Origin of the sequence: Hydrotalea sandarakina (genome assembly GCF_003254115.1) — a bacterium.
GTDB lineage: Bacteria > Bacteroidota > Bacteroidia > Chitinophagales > Chitinophagaceae > Hydrotalea > Hydrotalea sandarakina.
This window is the reverse complement of the sequence record NZ_QKZV01000003.1, coordinates 158,795-175,293: the sequence shown is the minus strand read 5'-3', so window position 1 is coordinate 175,293 and position 16,499 is coordinate 158,795. Positions and strand designations below refer to the sequence as shown.

The 16,499-nt window shown below is 38.2% G+C and carries 10 protein-coding genes; all 10 read right to left on the bottom strand.

Going from position 1 to position 16,499, the window contains the following annotated elements; all coding sequences use genetic code 11:
* Positions 1-31: 31 nt before the first annotated feature.
* Entirely contained in the window at positions 32-1,075 is a 1,044-nt protein-coding gene (locus LX80_RS05920; RefSeq protein ID WP_111294245.1) for an outer membrane beta-barrel protein, read from the bottom strand.
* 80 nt (positions 1,076-1,155) lie between these two features.
* Positions 1,156-2,571 carry an ammonium transporter gene (locus LX80_RS05915; RefSeq protein ID WP_111294243.1) on the bottom strand — a complete coding sequence of 472 codons (1,416 nt, stop codon included), beginning with the start codon at positions 2,569-2,571 and terminating at the stop codon, positions 1,156-1,158.
* 223 nt (positions 2,572-2,794) lie between these two features.
* The gene (locus LX80_RS05910) at positions 2,795-4,303 is read right to left on the bottom strand and encodes a glutamate synthase subunit beta (protein WP_111294241.1); all 1,509 of its coding nucleotides are present in this window, start codon (positions 4,301-4,303) and stop codon (positions 2,795-2,797) included.
* A gap of 44 nt (positions 4,304-4,347) precedes the next feature.
* Positions 4,348-8,868: a glutamate synthase large subunit gene (gene gltB, locus LX80_RS05905; protein WP_111294664.1), complete on the bottom strand. Its 4,521-nt coding sequence runs from the start codon at positions 8,866-8,868 to the stop codon at positions 4,348-4,350.
* Between the two features lie 118 nt (positions 8,869-8,986).
* Positions 8,987-10,240, bottom strand: coding sequence for a threonine ammonia-lyase IlvA (gene ilvA, locus LX80_RS05900; RefSeq protein ID WP_111294239.1), 1,254 nt, complete (start codon positions 10,238-10,240; stop codon positions 8,987-8,989).
* Between the two features lie 62 nt (positions 10,241-10,302).
* Entirely contained in the window at positions 10,303-11,349 is a 1,047-nt protein-coding gene (gene ilvC, locus LX80_RS05895; protein WP_111294237.1) for a ketol-acid reductoisomerase, read from the bottom strand.
* Positions 11,350-11,396: 47 nt separating this feature from the next.
* Positions 11,397-11,984, bottom strand: coding sequence for an acetolactate synthase small subunit (ilvN, locus tag LX80_RS05890; RefSeq protein ID WP_111294235.1), 588 nt, complete (start codon positions 11,982-11,984; stop codon positions 11,397-11,399).
* Between the two features lie 21 nt (positions 11,985-12,005).
* Positions 12,006-13,751, bottom strand: coding sequence for a biosynthetic-type acetolactate synthase large subunit (gene ilvB, locus LX80_RS05885; RefSeq protein ID WP_111294233.1), 1,746 nt, complete (start codon positions 13,749-13,751; stop codon positions 12,006-12,008).
* Between the two features lie 20 nt (positions 13,752-13,771).
* Positions 13,772-15,466: a dihydroxy-acid dehydratase gene (gene ilvD, locus LX80_RS05880; protein WP_111294231.1), complete on the bottom strand. Its 1,695-nt coding sequence runs from the start codon at positions 15,464-15,466 to the stop codon at positions 13,772-13,774.
* A gap of 21 nt (positions 15,467-15,487) precedes the next feature.
* Positions 15,488-16,393: a branched-chain amino acid transaminase gene (locus LX80_RS05875; protein WP_111294662.1), complete on the bottom strand. Its 906-nt coding sequence runs from the start codon at positions 16,391-16,393 to the stop codon at positions 15,488-15,490.
* Positions 16,394-16,499: the final 106 nt, after the last annotated feature.

Here is a 16,499-nt window from a genome sequence, read left to right as displayed (position 1 = left end):
TTGTTTTTAGTTAGTTTGGTTTTGGTGTAGGTTAGAATTTGTAAACGGCTGCAAGCAGGCAGCTGATATCATTTTTGCTGGAATTATATAAGCTGCTTTTAGAGAAAATGGCTGATTGTGAATTATCTATTCTGAATTCCGGAATGAGTGTAAGATTATTAATGTGAATATTTCCGGAAAGTGTTGTGGCAAAAATGGCTGCACCAACACCGGCTACATTTTTTTTGTCGTTAAAATATTCATTCCTTAAAGTGAACCCCACTGTTTTGTTGATGTCGTAATTAATGTACAATGCATTGCTAGTCCAGTTATTACTTACTCCATTTTCATGCACGGTTTTAATAGTCCCGTCATAATCAAGGCTTAGTTTATCTGATAACGTTGCATTCAATACTAAGTCGAATTGATTAAAACCGGTACCACCTTGGAAATTGAGGAAGGCTTTAAAATGATCATCTTTAGTACCTGTGCTTATTTGCGCCAATGCCACTTTGTTAGATGAGGAAGTGGTTGTATAATCTGTTGGATTGGCTATTCCTACCATGATGGCGGTTTTGCCCCCCAAAGAAATATCGGCTTTAATACCGGTATGAAAGAATGGGCCGTAGGAAAACCCATAACTCATACTGTAGTTTCTGTTAGCGTAAGCATCTAATACTTCATAGCCAATGAAGGTGCCAAATTTTCCGGCGGTGAAGGTTAAGTTTTTAAATGGGTGATAGGTGAGGAATAGTTGTTTAATAGCTGCCATGGTTCCTACATCGTTATAAGAATAACTTTCGGCACGTTGTCCAAAACCCAAATCAGCAGTAGCTCCTACTTTTCCAAAAGTTTGATCTACTCTCACAGAAGCCATGCCCAATTCAAATGAATTTTTAGAATTGGTAAAACTGGTTAAGCTGTTTGTTTTGCTGTCGGAAGCAGGGTCTGTAAAATCGGTTCTGTAATAAGCATCTACTGAATAGGTGAAAGTGGTAGAGCTCGTTTCCAATTTTTTGGTTGTGTCGGTTTGTGCTTCAATAGAAGTGACCGCTGCAAAACTTATTGCAGTTAGTTGGCAAATTTTCTTTAACATTGTGGTTGGTTTTTTGTTAATAAAAGGGTACAGCAAATAGGCTTGGTCAGAAGCTTGTTACCTGCTGTACCTTTTTCGTGTTATGATGCATGCATGATAATTTCTTTTTGAGTGATTAATCCCGGTTCTGTTTCTTCAATTTTTTCTACAATTAATGTTCCTTGTACATATTTTTCATCGTGTTGTGATTTATCCAATCCCACTTCTTCTTCAGCCAAACTAACTCTCAGCGGTAAAATGAAGTTGATAAACTTGAAAATAGCAAATGACATAATGAAACTGTAGGCTACAACTATTAACATGGCTTTCATTTGGGTAAAGAATAAAGCAGCATTGCCATACAACCATCCATTGTTCCCGGCAGCATTTACTGCTTTGGTAGCCAATAGCCCGGTTAATAACATGCCTACAATGCCGCCCAAACCATGACAAGGGAATACATCTAATGTATCATCTAATTTCGATTTTGATTTATAGTGAACAGCAATGTTCGAAATAACTGCAGCAATTACGCCCACAAATATGCTTTGAGGAATACCAATAAAACCCGAGGCAGGTGTAATGGCTACTAAACCCACCACAGCCCCAATGCAAAATCCTAAAACAGAAGGTTTTTTGCCTTTCATGGCATCAAAAAACATCCAGGCACAACCCGCAGCAGCGGCTGCAATACTGGTGGTTGCAAATGCTGATACCGCTAATGAGTTAGCTGCTAATGCAGAGCCTGCATTAAAACCAAACCAACCAAACCATAATAAACCGGTGCCTATTAATACATAGGGGATATTGGCGGGTGGAATTTCGCGTTGCTCAATATGAACTTTTCTACGTTTTAAAACCAAAGCACCTGCTAAAGCTGCACAACCGGCTGATATGTGTACAACCGTTCCACCGGCAAAATCTAAAACACCCATTTTAGCTAAAAATCCATCGGGATGCCATGTCCAATGTGCAATTGGCGCATAAACCAGTAAGCTAAATAAAGCAATAAATAAAATATAGGCTGTAAACCGAATGCGTTCAGCAACAGCACCTACCACCAATCCGGGCGTAATAATGGCAAACATTAATTGAAATAAGGCGAATAAGGTGAGTGGAATGGTAGGTGCACCTGCCCATGGTGCTCCGGAAGCTACATTTTTAAAGAAAAAGTGCGTGGAAGGATTACCGATAAAGCCGCCAATAGATTGGCCAAAAGCTAAGCTGTACCCCACTACAATCCATAGTATACTTACAATACCGGCAGCAACCACACTTTTAATCATAGTTGAAAGTACATTTTTGCGATGTACCATGCCACCATAAAAAAATGCTAAGCCGGGTGTCATTAAAAATACCAATGCAGTTGCAACTAAAATCCAAGCAATATCTGCCGTATTATAATGTCCTTTCGAATCAGCAAAATCTGGGATAGTTGGAACGAATAATGCAGCAATTGCTACAATGCCTAATAAAGTAAAAGGGGCAATAGTTTTAAATGACAGTTTGTTCACCATGATGCTCATTTTATGTTATAAAAATAAATATATTTATTTTATTTTGCTAAAATAACAAAAAAAATAGAAAAATGAAATAAATTATCAAATGTAAATAAATATAATATTAATAACAAGAACTGCGATATTTTCTTAAGTAATTGATTTTCAGTACTTATTATTCAAAAAATAAAAAAGCCGCTCATGTAGCGGCTAAAATTATAAGTATTAAAAAATAATTAATTTATGCAATTTCCCAGAGCGATGCATCTTTTGTTTCTAAAACTGACTGTCCCATTAAAAATTCATCCACTTTACGGGCACATTCTCTGCCTTCACTAATTGCCCATACTACTAATGATTGTCCGCGACGCATATCACCGGCTGTAAATATTTTAGTAATATTAGTTTGGTAATTTTTTTCAGAAGCTTTTACATTGCCTCTTTCATCTAATTCCACATCTATTTCCTCCAATAAACCGGCATGTTCCGGATGTACAAAACCCATGGCTAATAAAGCTAATTCACAAGGCAAATCTCTTTCTGTACCCGGTATTTCTACAAACCGAGTTGGCTTGCCATCATTACTAACCGTCCATTCAACATCAACTACTTTAACTGCTTTTAATTTCCCATTTTCATCACCTAAAAATGCTTTGGTAACAATAGCCCAATGGCGATTACCCCCTTCTTCATGCGAAGTAGTTGTTTTTAATAGCATGGGGTAGGTAGGCCAGGGCATGAATGGTGTACGACTTTCAGGTGGTTTGGGTAATAATTCAAATTGAGTGACTGATTTAGCTTTATGACGATTGGAAGTACCTACACAATCACTTCCCGTATCACCACCGCCAATTACAATTACATTTTTGTCAGTGGCCATAATTTCATTAGCAAGCATATTGCTTTCTATGGTATTACCGGTAGATGCTGTAGGTGCTTTACCTGCCACTCGTTTATTATTTTGTTTTAAAAACTGCATGGCAAAATAAACACCTTCTAATTCTCTGCCGGGTATAGGTAAATCTCGTGGCTTGGTGGAACCACCCGCCAATATAATGGCATTAAATTCTCGCAGTAAATCGTTAATACTCACATTTACGCCCACATTGGCATTGCATTTAAATACAATGCCTTCTTGCTCCATTAATTGAATTCTTCTATCCAATACCGATTTTTCCAATTTAAAATCGGGTATGCCATATCTTAATAAGCCGCCCGGTGCATCATCGCGTTCAAATACGGTAACACTATGGCCTGCATAATTTAGTTGAGCCGCCGCCGCTAATCCGGCAGGACCGGAACCTATAATGGCAACTTTTTTTCCGGTACTTATGTTGGGTTTTCTTGGTTGTACAAATCCTTTTTCAAAGGCAATTTCAATAATATGTTTTTCTATTTCTTCAATGGTAACCGCGGGGCGATTTATGCCTAATACGCATGCGCTTTCACAAGGGGCCGGGCAAATGCGTCCGGTAAATTCCGGAAAATTATTGGTTGAAATTAAAATTTCATATGCTTCCTGCCAGTTGGCATTATACACTGCATCATTAAATTCAGGAATTACATTTCCCAACGGACATCCATTGTGGCAAAAAGGAACTCCGCAATTCATGCAACGTGCAGATTGTTGATGTAATTGTTCTGCTGTGAAAGGAAGTACAAATTCTTTGTAGTCGTTAATACGTTCTTCAACCGGCCTTTTTTTGGGTAATTCCCTTTCAAATTCCAAAAATCCTGTTGTTTTTCCCATGTTGAAATTTTTTTAAATGATGTGGGTTGATGCAATAAGTTGAGTTATTTTTTTTGTGTTACGGTTGCTTTGTTTTTTTCTTGTAACACCTTTTTATAATCTCTTGGGAACACTTTAATAAAGTTTTTTAATTGATTTTCAAAATCATCTAAAACAAACTTGGCAACGGTACTTCCGGTATATTGATGGTGTTGCTGAATGAGTTGAAATAATTCAAGGCTGTCCTGTTCATCTAATGGATCTAAATCAACCATTTCAGTATTGCAATTGGTTTTGAAATTATTGTTTACATCGTACACATAGGCAATTCCGCCACTCATGCCTGCAGCAAAGTTTCGGCCTGTATTACCTAATACTACCACTTTACCACCGGTCATATATTCACATCCATGATCGCCAACTCCTTCTGTAACCGCAATAGCGCCGGAATTTCTAACGGCAAAACGTTCCCCTGCTTTTCCTCTAATAAATGCTTCGCCCGAAGTAGCACCATACAGGGCTACATTGCCGATTATGATATTGTTTTCCGGCACAAATGAAGCTTGTTTGGGCGGATAAACTATCAGTTTAGCACCGCTTAAACCCTTTCCAAAATAATCATTGGCATCGCCTTCCAATTCTAACGTAATGCCATTTGTGTTGAAAGCGCCAAAACTTTGTCCGGCAGTTCCCAAAAATTTAAAATGTATGGTATTTTCAGGAAGTCCTTTTGAACGATATCGTTTCGTAATTTCATTTGAAAGAATAGCGCCAACAGTTCTGTCTGTGTTTTTAATTTTGAATTGTGCTTGTACTTTTTTGGCTTCCTCTATAGCAGGTTTTGCTTTTTCCAATAATTGCCAATCAAGTACATTGTCTAATCCATGATCTTGTATTTCCTGCTGGTATAAACCAACATATGGTGAAGCAGGTTGCTTATATAAAATTGGTGAAAGATCGAGGTGTTGATATTTCCAATGATGAATATTATCACGAACGGTAAGATTATCAACCTGTCCTACCATTTCGTTAATAGTTCTAAAACCCAATTCGGCCATAATTTCACGCAATTCCTGTACAATAAATTGGAAGAAATGAATTACATGGTCGGGATTGCCGGTAAATTGTTTTCTAAGTGTTTCATCTTGCGTAGCAATACCTACCGGACAAGTATTGAGGTGGCATTTACGCATCATAATACAGCCTTCTACAACTAATGCTGCAGTTGCTACGCCCCATTCTTCAGCACCCATTAAAGTGGCAATAGCAATGTCTCTGCCGGTTTTCATTTGTCCATCAGCTTGTAAAATCACTCTGCTGCGTAATTTATTTTTTACTAAGGTTTGGTGCGCTTCTGCTAATCCTAATTCCCATGGTAAACCTGCATGTTTAATGGAGCTAATGGGTGAGGCGCCTGTGCCCCCATCGTACCCTGAAATAAGAATTACATCTGCTTTAGCTTTTGCAACACCGGCAGCAATGGTTCCAACGCCGGCTTTCGCAACCAATTTAACACTAATGCGTGCTTTTCTATTGGCATTCTTCAAATCGTATATCAGTTGTGCTAAATCTTCAATTGAATAAATGTCGTGATGGGGCGGAGGTGAAATTAATCCTACACCCGGCGTTGCATGCCGTACTTTTCCAATCCATTCATCAACTTTATGGCCGGGTAATTGTCCGCCTTCACCGGGCTTTGCACCTTGTGCCATTTTAATTTGCAATTCATCGGCTTCGGTTAAATATAAACTGGTTACACCAAAGCGTGCAGAGGCTACTTGTTTAATAGCACTGCGCATACTATCGCCGTTGGGTAAAGGCGTGTATCTTATTTCGTCCTCGCCGCCTTCGCCGGTATTGCTTTTTGCACCAAGACGATTCATGGCAATAGCCAATGTACTATGAGCTTCATGGGAAATAGAGCCGAAACTCATTGCGCCTGTGGCAAAGCGTTTGTAAATATTTTCTGCAGGTTCTACTTCGTCAATGGATATAGGTTGTCTTGTTCTTTTAAAATCTAATAAACTGCGAATAGTGCATGCTTTTGCGCCCTGCTCATTAATAAGCTTTGCGTACTTTTTGTAGGTATTATAATCATTCATTCGCGTAGCATATTGCAATAAATGAATGGTTTGAGGATTGAACAAATGTTCTTCTCCTTTTCTTTTCCATTGATATAACCCACCAACTGCTAATCGCTGAACAGGTGCTTCTTTTTTGCTGAAAGCTAATTGGTGTTTTGCCAAAGCTTCACGAGCAATTTCATCTAACCCCATTCCTTGAATACGGGAAGTGGCACCGGTAAAATATTTATCAACTACGGATTGATTCAATCCCACAATTTCAAAAATTTGCGCACCCTGGTAGGATTGTAAGGTTGAGATACCCATTTTGGAAAACACTTTCAATAACCCGTCACAAACTGCTTTAATATAATTTTTCTTCAACTGATCAACATCCAGGTCAGTTTTTAATTGTCCATTCATCTTCATATCGCGAATGGTTGACAATGCTAAATATGGGTTAATTGCAGTTGCACCAAAACCAATTAAACAGGCAAAATGGTGTACTTCCCAAACATCGCCTGCCTCAACAATAATACCTACTTGCCCACGATATCCTTTTCTAATTAAATGGTGATGTACAGCAGCAGTTGCTAATAAAGTTGGAATAGGTGCATGTTCACTGTCAATTGCGCGATCGGAGAGGATGAGTACTTCAAAGCCATCTTCAACCGCATCAACTGCATAACGACAAAGTCGGTCAATGCCTTTTTGTAATGAACCGGGTTGTCCATCAGCACGGAAATAGGTTTGAAGTGTTTTTGCTTGAAAAATTCCGGTATCAATACTTCTAATTTTTTCTAGTTCGTGGTTGTTTAGAATTGGATGCTTCAGTGCTACACTATGGCAATCAAGCGGATCTTCTACCAATATATTTCCATTGTTTCCTGCAAATGTGGCAAGGCTCATCACCATCTTTTCGCGAATAGGATCGATAGGTGGATTAGTAACCTGCGCAAACAATTGTTTAAAATAATGGCTTAAATGCTGTGGTTGATTACTTAAAATGGCCAATGGTGTATCAGTACCCATTGAACCGATGGGTTCTTTGCCATCTAATGCCATAGGGGCAATAATGGTTTCTAAATCTTCTGTGGTGTAGCCAAACGCTTTTTGGTATTTGAATACCTGATCGTGATGTAAATGGGTAAACGTTACCCTGGGTTCAGGTAATTCTTCTAAACGAATTTTATATTTGTTTAACCATTCTGCATAAGGCTTTCTGGAACAAATATCTTTCTTCAATTCTTCATCACTAATAATTCTACCTTGTTCCATATCAACCACAAACATTTTGCCGGGTTGTAGGCGACCTTTTTCAATTATTAGCTCAGGATCAACGGGCAATACGCCGGTTTCAGAAGCCATAATTACTCTATCATCTTTTGTTACACAGTAACGTGATGGGCGTAATCCATTTCTGTCTAAAGTGGCACCAATTATTTTGCCATCGGTAAATGAAATGGAAGCAGGCCCGTCCCAAGGTTCCTGAAAAGCCGCATGAAACTCATAGAACGCTTTTTTTACCGGATCCATTTGTTCATTACCATCCCAAGCTTCCGGAATCAGCATCATCATTACATGCGGAAGTGATCGACCTGATAAGGTTAGCAATTCAATCATGTTATCTAAACAAGCAGAATCAGACTGGTTTTCAGAAACAATGGGCAAAAGCATTTCCATTTCTTCTTTAGTAAAATAAGGTGTAGTGAATCCTTTCTCACTGGTTTTTAACCAGTTTAAGTTGCCTTGTAATGTATTGATTTCGCCATTGTGTGCAATGTAACGGAATGGTTGTGCTAATTTCCATGAAGGAAATGTGTTGGTAGCAAAGCGTGAGTGTACCAAGCCAAATGCACTTACTACTCTTTTATTTTGCAAATCGGGAAAATAAGTGCGAACCTGCATGCTGGTTAATTGCCCTTTATAAACAATTGTTTTATAAGAAAGTGAAGCAATGTAAAAACCAATATTATCTTTTTTTACTGTATTTTGAATTGTATGTGTAGCATAGTTTCTTAATACAAATAATTTTCTTTCAAATGCATCGGCATGGTTAATATGATCGGGGCATGCTATAAAAACTTGTTCAATTTCAGGTTCTACTGAAAGAGCTGTTGCACCTATGTTTGAAGGATTAACAGGCACTTTTCTATAGGCAAGAATTTCAAGTCCGAGTGTTTCAGCAGCTCTGTTAAATATATCGCGGCATTCTTCCTTTAATCGAATATCTTTTGGAAAGAAGATCATGCCAACTCCGTATTTTCCAAAACTGGGCAGATGTACCCCAAGTTTTACACATTCTTCAAAGAAAAATTCATGGGGTAGTTGAATCATAATGCCCGCACCATCGCCCGTATTGTTTTCGCATCCGCAGGCACCTCTATGCTCCATGTTTTCTAAAATGGTAAGGGCATCTAATACATTTTGATGCGACTTATTGCCTTTAATATTGGCAACGAAACCAATACCACAAGCATCATGTTCAAAAGCAGGGTTGTATAAACCTTCGTTTGCAGCCATTGTGTTGTTAAAGTTTACCATTGTTGTTTGAATTATTTTATGTAATGGCGGTAATTGTTCAAATATATTTAATTTTTTGGGAAAATTGTTTAAATTATCTAAGTTTTTGCTTAAAAAATTAGATAAGATAGCTAAAAAGTGTGTTTTGTTTATTAATTTCCGTAAAATCTATTTGATGTTGTTGCATGCGTTGAATAAGTGCGGTATAATCGTTACGATTACTTAATTCAATGCCTACCAATGCAGGACCTTTTTCTTTATTGGTTTTTTGCATGTATTCAAAGCGGGTAATGTCATCGTTTTTACCCAGCACATCGTTTAAAAATTCTCTGAGTGCACCGGGACGTTGTGCAAATTGTATTAAGAAATAATGTTTTAAACCTTCAAATTGCAAAGCCCTTTCTTTTATTTCGGGCATTCGGTCAATATCATTGTTGCCTCCGCTAATAATGCAAACAACGGTTTTGTTTTTAATTTGGTCTGCAAATGCATCTAATGCAGCAATACTTAAAGCGCCGGCGGGTTCTGCAACAATGGCGTTTTGGTTGTATAAATTTAAAATTGTGGTACACACTTTTCCTTCGGGAACCAGGCATAGTTCTGAAAGTGTTGATTTACAAATGGGGTAGGTAAGATTACCCACTTTTTTAACGGCAGCACCATCTACAAATCGGTCAATAGTTGGTAAGGCAACCGGATAACCGCATTCAAAAGCTCGTGTCATGGATGGAGCCCCTTCTGGTTCAACACCTATAATTTTTGTTTGAGGTGCTTGCCTTTGGAAATAGCTGCCAACACCTGCGGCTAATCCACCGCCCCCAACGGGTAAAAACAAATAATCAATTAAGTGCAATTCCTCCAGAATTTCCATTCCCACTGTTGCTTGTCCTTCAATAATTTTAAAATCATCGAATGGGGGAATGAAGGTCATTCCGTGTTGTAAGGTATATTCTTGTGCGGCTGCGGCACAATCATCAAAAGTATCACCCGTTAAAATAATTTCAATTGCATCCTCCCCAAACATTTTAGTTTGATTAATTTTTTGTTTGGGTGTGATTATCGGCATAAAAATTACACCTTTAATGCCCAGGTATTTGCAGCTATACGCAAAGCCCTGTGCGTGGTTACCGGCGCTTGCACATACAACGCCTTTTTGTAATTGTTGTGTAGGAATGCTGTTTAGTAAATTATATGCGCCGCGAATTTTGTAGGAACGAACGATTTGCAAATCTTCGCGTTTAAGAAATATTTTGCAATGGTATTGTTTTGATAAAACTTCATTGTATTGTAGTGGTGTTTTTACTACTACCTGCTTTAGTTTTTGATAAGCCTCTTGAAAATTGAATACCTCTATTTTTTCCTGAACCTGCATTGCCACAATTTTTTTTAAAGATGATGGTGTAACGCTACACCATCATCTTGACACACATTTTATTACTGATTTTCAGGCCTTAAACTGCGTACAGTTTTTCCGGCCTGCCACATTTCGCTATCGCGTAATTCTTGTAATTCTTTTTCTAATTTTTCTCTGTAATCAGGCTGACTGTTGGAATCAATGGAGCGTTGTGATTCTTTCCCACTGGCAACGCTTTCATATAATTCCTTAAAAACAGGTGCGGTAGCATCCCTGAATTTTTTCCACCAGTCAAGTGCTCCCCGTTGTGCAGTAGTTGAACAGTTGGCATACATCCAATCCATGCCATTTTCTGCAACTAAAGGCATTAAACTTTGGGTAAGTTCTTCAACAGTTTCATTAAATGCTTCACTGGGTGAATGGCCTTTATCGCGCAATACCTGGTATTGTGCAGCAAATATGCCTTGTATGGCACCCATTAATGTGCCTCTTTCACCGGTTAAATCGCTGTATACTTCTTTTCTGAAATCAGTTTCAAATAAATAACCACTACCAACGGCAATGCCTAAAGCAATTACTCTTTCTTTAGCTTTTCCTGTAGCATCTTGGTATATGGCAAAACTGCTGTTTAGGCCACGTCCTTGTAAAAACATTCTTCTTAATGAAGTTCCGGAACCTTTTGGGGCAACTAAAAATACATCCACATCTTTAGGAGGAACAATACCGGTTTGATCATTAAAAGTAATACCAAAGCCGTGCGAAAAATACAATGCTTTCCCCGGTGTTAAGTGTTTTTTTACGGTTGGCCATAAAGCAATTTGAGCAGCATCGCTGAGCAGGTAACAAATAATGGTGCCTTTTTGTAAAGCCTCTTCAATTTCAAACAAAGTTTGTCCGGGAACAAAACCATCGGCAATGGCTTTATCCCACGTTTTCGAATTTTTGCGCTGGCCTACAATAACGTTAATGCCATTGTCGCGCATATTCAAAGCCTGTCCGGGACCTTGAACGCCATATCCTATTACAGCCACAATTTCATTTTTCAATACATCCTGTGCTTTTGAAAGAGGAAATTCTTCGCGGGTTACTACATTTTCTTCAACGCCGCCAAAATTCAGTTTTGCCATTTTGCTAATTTTTAGTTTTTAATGTTGGTTGTTTGTATAATGGTTTATTACATAGAAAATACTTCAGCCTGTTTACTCAGGTATTCATTTTCAATTACCTCTTCACCGGGTTCTAATTGCTCAAATTGTTTTAATTTTTCGTGGAAGCCATTGCTTGATTTAATGATGGCTACCCTTGCACTTCTAACAAATTCAATTAAGCCATGCGGCTCTAACACTTTTATTAAGCGGTCGGTTTCTTCGCGATGACCTGATGTTTCAAAAACTGTATAATCTTTTCTAATTACAACTGCACGGGCTCCATATTCACGTAGTAGCCTTTCAACTTTTACTTTTTCAGCTATTGCGTCGGTTGATACTTTATACATGGCTAGTTCTTGCCATACAATTTCATCCTCAGTATTGTAATATGCTTTTAAAACTTCAACTTGTTTTTCAATTTGCCTGCAGAGTTTTCTTACCACTTCCTCTGTTTCATTAATTAGAATTGTAAAGCGATGAATGCCTTCCGATTCAGAGGGTGAAGTGTTTAAGCTTTCTATATTAATTTTTCTACGCGAAAAAATGATGGCAATTCTATTCAATAAGCCAATTTGATTTTCGGTATAAACGGTTATGGTATATTCCTTTTTCATATTTGTATTTTTAAAATGCAATTACTGTAATCTAATTTCAGCTACGCTGCAGCCTTGCGGAACCATGGGGAATACATTATTTTCTTTTCCTACCATAACTTCTAATAAATAACTCCCTTTGTGGTTTAACATGGTTTGTAACGCATTTTTCAATTGGCTTCTATCTTTAATGCTATTGCCTTCAATATGATAGGCTTTGGCAAGTTGCACGAAATTGGGGCTGGTAATATCTACAAACGAATATCTTTTATCGTGGAATAACTGTTGCCATTGACGTACCATACCCAAGAACTCATTATTTAATATTAAAATTTTTACATCAACATTAAATTGCATGATGGTACCTAATTCCTGTAAAGTCATTTGAAATCCTCCGTCGCCAATAATTGCTACTACGGTTCTGTTTGGTGCACCAAATTTTGCACCAATTGCTGCCGGTAAGCCAAAGCCCATAGTTCCAGCTCCGCCGGATGTGATATTGCTTTTTGATTGATTGAATTTTGCATAGCGGCAGGCAACCATTTGGTGTTGCCCAACATCAGTTACAACAATGGCATCGCCGTTGGTCAATTCATTCAAGGTTTTAATTACTTCACCCATTGTCATAATTGGCGATGTTGGATTTAATTCGTTTTGAATAACTACATCATATTCCTGCTGTGCATATTCGCGAAAACGATTAATCCATGCTGTGTGGTTATTGGGTTGAATGAGTTGGGTTAACATGGGAAGTGTTTCCTTACAATCGCCCCAAACAGGAACTGTGGTTTGAACGTTTTTATCAATTTCTGCAGGATCAATATCTAAATGAATAACTTTAGCTTGTTTGGCGTATTTATCTAAACGTCCGGTAACACGATCGTCGAAGCGCATTCCTACCGCAATTAACACATCGCATTCATTGGTTAAAACATTTGGTCCATAGTTGCCATGCATGCCTAACATACCCATGTTTAAGGGATGCTCTGTTGGTAAAGCGCTTAAACCTAATACAGTCCATGCAGCGGGAAAATTTCCTTTTTCAATAAATGCTTTTAGTTCCTGTTCTGCCTTTCCTAAAATAACACCCTGTCCAAAAATTACGAATGGTTTTTTGGCTTCATTAATCACTTTCGCAGCTTCTTCTATATAACTTTTTCTAATGATAGGTTTGGGCCTGTAACTTCTTATGTGATTACATTTTTCGTAACCACTGTATTCAAACTTTTGCAGTTGCGCATTTTTGGTAATATCAATTAAAACAGGGCCCGGTCTTCCGGTGCCGGCAATAAAAAATGCCTTCGCTAAAACATGCGGTATTTCAGTTGCGTCTGTAATTTGATAATTCCATTTGGTTACCGGGGTTGTAATGTTGATTACATCCACTTCCTGAAATGCATCTGTTCCTAATAAATGTGCAAATACCTGGCCTGTGATGCACACTAACGGAGTACTATCTATCATTGCATCTGCTAAACCGGTAACAAGATTAGTGGCACCAGGACCACTGGTTGCAAATACTACACCGGTTTTACCCGAACTGCGGGCATAGCCCTGTGCTGCATGAATGGCGCCTTGTTCGTGGCGAACCAATATATGCTTTATTTGGTTGGTATAATCGTATAAAGCATCATATATCGGCATAATTGCACCCCCGGGATATCCAAAAATGGTAGTTGCATTTTCAGCTAATAACGCATCTAACACCGCTTGTGATCCTGAAATGGAAACAGTTGGTTTAGGTGTTGATGTAGCTGTTTTATTAGGTGCAGTGATTACAGTATCCATTATTAAATATTTTATTGTGATTAAAAGGTTTGCTCATCGGTAACACAGCCCTCAGACGCTGATTTTACCAATTGAATATATTTATACAGTACTCCTTTTGTGGCTTTTAATTCGGGGCGTTTCCATTGTTGTTTTCTGCTTTCAATGGTTTTTTCGTCTACCAATAAATTGATGGTGTTTTTAATGGCATCAATTTCAATAATATCATCATTTTCTACTAACGCCAATAGGCCTCCTGTAAATGCCTCGGGTGTAATGTGGCCAACCACAAAACCATGTGTACCACCACTAAATCTGCCATCGGTAATTAAAGCCACACTTTTCCCTAAGCCGGCCCCTACAATGGCACTGGTAGGTTTCAACATTTCGGGCATGCCCGGTGCACCTTTAGGGCCAATGTATCGGATAACGACCACATCGCCGGGTTTAATTACTTTGTTTTCAATTCCTTTAATAAAATCATGTTCACCATTAAATACACGAGCTGGGCCTTTGAAATGAGTACCCTCTTTGCCGGTAATTTTAGCTACTGCACCTTCACTTGCCAAATTGCCAAATAAAATTTGTAAGTGTCCCGTTGCTTTAATAGGGGTTTCAACGGGTTTAATTACTTGTTGTTTTTCAAAATCTAAATCTCTTGCTTCCTCAGCATTTTCTGCTACTGTTTTACCCGTAACGGTTAGGCATTGACCGTGCAGAAAACCTTTTTTCAATAAGTATTTCATTACAGCCGGTAAACCTCCGTGTTGATGTAAATCTTCCATTAAATATTTTCCGCTGGGTTTAAAATCAGCTAATACAGGAACTTTATCACTTATTTTTTGGAAATCGTTAATAGTAAAAGGCACACCAATGGTTTTAGCCATTGCAATAAGATGCAATACGGCGTTGGTACTTCCACCTAATGCCATTACGATTGTTACAGCATTTTCAAAAGCTTCGCGGGTCATAATGTCGCTAGGTTTAATGTCTTTTTCCATTAAAAGCTTAATAGCCTTTCCAGCTGCTTCACACTCTTTTTGTTTGTCATTACTCAAAGCAGGGTTAGTAGATGAGTAAGGTAAACTCATGCCCAATGCTTCAATGGCCGAAGCCATGGTATTAGCGGTATACATGCCACCGCAAGCACCCGCTCCCGGGCAAGCATGCTGAATGATACCCTTAAAATCTCCTTCACTTAATTTTCCTGCAATTTTTTGCCCTAATGCTTCAAATGCAGAAACAATATTTAAATCTTCGCCTTTATAATGGCCTGCAGCAATGGTACCTCCGTAAATCATTAAACTTGGACGGTTTAAACGGCTCATAGCCATAATGGAACCCGGCATATTTTTATCGCAACCGGGTATAGTAATTAATGCATCGTAATATTGTGCGGCAGCATTGGTTTCTATGCTATCGGCAATTAAATCGCGACTCACTAATGAATAACGCATGCCATCTGTTCCCATGCTAATACCATCACTAACACCAATAGTATAAAAACGTAAACCCAATAAACCTTCAGTGTTATCAACACTTTTCTTCACCACAGTAGCCATATCATTCAAGTGCATATTACAAGGGTTCCCATCCCATCCCATACTGGCAATGCCTACCTGCGCTTTTTTTAAATCTTCTTCTTTAAGGCCAAGTGCATAATACATTGCTTGTGCTGCCGGTTGTGTTTCATCTTGAGTAAGCGTTTTGCTGTATTTGTTTAATTCTTTTTGCATAGTATTTATTTTATATTAATTTTATTCTGTTCCTAATACTTCGTTTAAAATTGTTTTTTGGTTTTCGGTAATTAAGTTTTTGTAAGAAGTTTGAATCAGTCTACTAATGGTTTCAGCCCAAGGCTTAGTAAAGGGCTTGTTGTCTAAAGATTCAATGCCAATTACTTCAGCGGCAGTGCCGCAAAAGAAAGCTGCATCAGCATGGTATATATCTTCCAGTTTCAGCTTGGTTTCTTTAACAGGAATGTTTAATTCGCTGCATAAATCTAAAATTGTGGCACGTGTAATACCGGGTAATATATTTCCTAATTGGGGAGTAAAGAGTGTTCCATTTTTTTCGAAGAATACATTGGCACCCGGGGCTTCTGCAATGTAACCGTGCATATCTAGCAATAAAGCTTCATCAAACCCTTTTTGTTTTGCTTCCTGGCTGGCTAAAATTGAATTAACATAATGCCCTGTTGCTTTTGCATGAATGTGAAATGCTTTTGGATTAGGTCTTTCAAAAGACGAAGTAACTACCCGCAACATTTTGTTACCTAAGAAAGGCTCCATGCGCCATGCTTCAATAGCTATATGTGAAACAGTATTTTTGGCAAAACTCATATTAGCTGGTGCAAACACCAATGGTCGTATATAAGCATCTTGTAAATCATTTAATGCTAGTACTTTGTATGAGGCTTCAATTAATTCTTCAACTGAGTAAGTATAAGGTAAATTCAATGCTAAGGCCGACTGTCGTAATCTTTCGAAATGAGCTTCAGCTTTAAAAATTTTAGTTTGACCGGTTACAGTTTTATAAGAACGTATGCCCTCAAAAACTCCATAACCATAATGTAAGGTTTGGCTATATAAATCAGTAGTTGCATCTGCCGCTTTTATGTAGCTGCCATTGAAGTAAATGAATGTATTTTGGTTATAATACATGGTGTTTTGTGTTTTATATGAAATAAAAAACCCGCCTTTTTGAGGCGGGTTGAATTGTTTTATGAATGCTGTAAACAAACAAACTACCCTCCTCTGAAGACAGGTA